The organism is Pseudomonas sp. (genome assembly GCF_037994325.1).
Lineage (GTDB): Bacteria > Pseudomonadota > Gammaproteobacteria > Pseudomonadales > Pseudomonadaceae > Aquipseudomonas.
In genome coordinates, this window is the sequence record NZ_JBBNAH010000261.1 from 1 (window position 1) to 2,840 (window position 2,840).

Consider the following 2,840-nt stretch of genomic DNA (forward strand, 5'->3'; position numbering starts at 1 on the left):
GAACCGGTCTTGATCAACTGACCTTTGCCTGGCACAACAGCCGCTTCGATGGTCAGTAATTCGCCGCCGACCTGCGTCCACGCCAACCCTGTCACTTGACCGATTTGGTCTTGCTGCTCGGCCAAACCATAGCGGTATTTGCTCACACCGAGGAAATGCTCGAGCGAATCGGCAGCCACCAGCACCTTCATGCGCTTCTCGCGGAAGTGCTCTTTCACCGCTTTACGGCAGACTTTGGCGATTTGTCGCTCAAGGCTACGCACGCCCGCTTCACGGGTGTAATAACGGATCATGTCGCGAATGGCGGCGTCTTCGAACTCCAGCTCGCCCTTCTTCAAGCCATTGGCCTGCAGTTGCTTAGGCGCGAGGTACTTGACCGCAATATTGACCTTCTCGTCTTCGGTGTAGCCAGGCAGACGAATCACTTCCATACGGTCCAGCAGGGGCGCTGGAATGTTCATGGAGTTGGCCGTGCAGAGGAACATCACGTCGGACAGGTCATAATCAACTTCCAGATAGTGGTCGTTGAAGTTGTGGTTTTGCTCGGGATCGAGCACTTCCAGCAACGCCGATGCGGGATCACCGCGCATGTCCTGGCCCATCTTGTCGATTTCATCGAGCAAGAACAGCGGATTGCGCACGCCAACCTTGGTCATTTTCTGAATCAAACGACCGGGCATCGAACCAATATAGGTACGACGGTGACCGCGAATTTCCGCTTCATCACGTACGCCGCCGAGCGCCATACGTACGAATTTTCGGTTAGTTGCATGGGCAATGGATTCAGCCAGCGAGGTTTTACCCACGCCAGGCGGACCGACCAGGCAAAGCACCGGCCCCTTCACCTTTTTCACACGCTTCTGTACGGCGAGGTACTCAAGGATGCGCTCCTTGACCTCATCCAGACCGTAGTGGTCGGCGTCGAGAATATCTTCCGCTTTGGCAAGGTCCAGACGCACCTTGCTCTCAGCCTTCCACGGCACGTTCACCAACCAATCGATGTACGAACGCACCACGGTAGCTTCCGCCGACATCGGCGACATTTGCTTGAGCTTGTTCAGCTCCGCCTGCGCCTTGGCATAGGCTTCCTTAGTCAGGCCGGCGTTCTCAACGCGTTTTTTCAGCTCATCGAGTTCGTTATGGCCTTCGTCGCCGTCACCGAGCTCTTTCTGAATGGCCTTCATCTGCTCATTCAGGTAGTACTCGCGCTGACTGCGCTCCATCTGTTTTTTCACGCGGCCGCGAATACGCTTCTCGACCTGCAGCAAATCGATCTCGGCATCCAACAAAGCCAGCACGTGCTCGACGCGCTGGGCCAAATCGGTGACTTCGAGGATTTCCTGTTTCTGTTCGATTTTCAGCGCCATATGCGCGGCCATGGTGTCGACTAGGCGGCTAGGCTCATCAATGCTATTGAGCGAGGACAACACTTCAGCAGGGACTTTTTTGCCCAACTGCACGTACTGCTCAAACTGGCTGAGCAAGCTACGGATGAAGACTTCCGACTCACGCTCAGCCACATCGGCTTCTTCAATCAAAACCACCTGCGCGCGGCAGTGACCATCAATCTCGATGAAGCGCTCGATGGAGCCACGCTGCTCGCCTTCGACCAACACTTTGACGGTGCCATCAGGCAGTTTTAGCAATTGCAAAACAGTGGCAACTGTACCGACGCGGTAGAGCGCGTCTTCGGCAGGATCGTCATCCGCAGGATTTTTTTGCGCCACAAGCAGAATCTGCTTGTCGCCCGTCATAGCGGCCTCAAGGGCCTCAATAGACTTTTCGCGCCCCACAAACAGTGGGATCACCATATGTGGGTAAACCACGACATCACGCAGTGGCAAGAGAGGCAATTCGACTGTTGTCTTCATGATTTCAGCTCTACGGCGGCCATACGGCCGTAAACAGGTGGGAATACCCTTGGAAACCAAGATGGGGGCAGCCCAAACAAAAAACAAGCGCTGGTTCAGAAAAAGCAAAGGGGCCCGCAGGCCCCTTGCTTTCAACATGTGACAAACGTGTTTTACGCGTCTGGCGCGGCCTTCGCAGGCGGCTCGCTGTTTTCGTAAATCAACAGCGGCTTAGACGTACCAGCAATAACGCTTTCGTCGATCACCACTTTGCTCACGTCGTTTTGCGACGGGATTTCGTACATGGTGTCGAGCAACACGCCTTCCAGAATGGAACGCAGGCCCCGGGCGCCAGTTTTGCGCTCCAGGGCACGGTGAGCGACAGACTTCAGGGCATCCGGACGGAATTCCAGGTCCACGCCTTCCATTTCGAACAGCTTGGCGTATTGCTTGGTCAGCGCGTTTTTCGGCTCGGTGAGAATCTGCATCAGCGCAGCTTCGTCCAGCTCATCCAACGTTGCGATAACCGGCAAGCGGCCAACGAACTCCGGGATAAGACCGAACTTCACCAAGTCATCCGGCTCAACCTGACGCAGCGACTCGCCTACTTTTTTGCCCAGGTCGATGCTGCGAACTTCAGCGTTGAAACCGATGCCGCCTTTCGCCGAACGACCTTGAATCACTTTCTCGAGCCCCGAGAACGCACCACCGCAGATAAACAGGATGTTGCGTGTATCGACTTGCAGGAATTCCTGCTGCGGATGCTTACGACCACCTTGTGGTGGAACGGAAGCGACCGTGCCTTCGATCAGTTTCAGCAAAGCCTGTTGCACGCCTTCGCCAGAAACGTCGCGGGTAATCGACGGGTTGTCGGATTTGCGCGAAATCTTATCGATTTCGTCGATGTAGACGATGCCCATTTGGGCTTTCTCTACGTCGTAATCGCATTTTTGCAGCAGCTTCTGAATGATGTTTTCCACGTCTTCACCC

At 55.1% G+C, this 2,840-nt stretch carries 2 protein-coding genes; both read right to left on the reverse strand.

Going from position 1 to position 2,840, the window contains the following annotated elements; all coding sequences use genetic code 11:
* On the reverse strand, nucleotides 1-1,871 hold a 1,871-nt coding region (gene lon / locus AAAB16_RS08840; protein ID WP_340662999.1), incomplete at its 3' end, for an endopeptidase La.
* 152 nt (nucleotides 1,872-2,023) lie between these two features.
* Nucleotides 2,024-2,840: ATP-dependent Clp protease ATP-binding subunit ClpX (clpX, locus tag AAAB16_RS08845; protein ID WP_340663000.1), on the reverse strand; the 817-nt coding region annotated here is incomplete at its 5' end.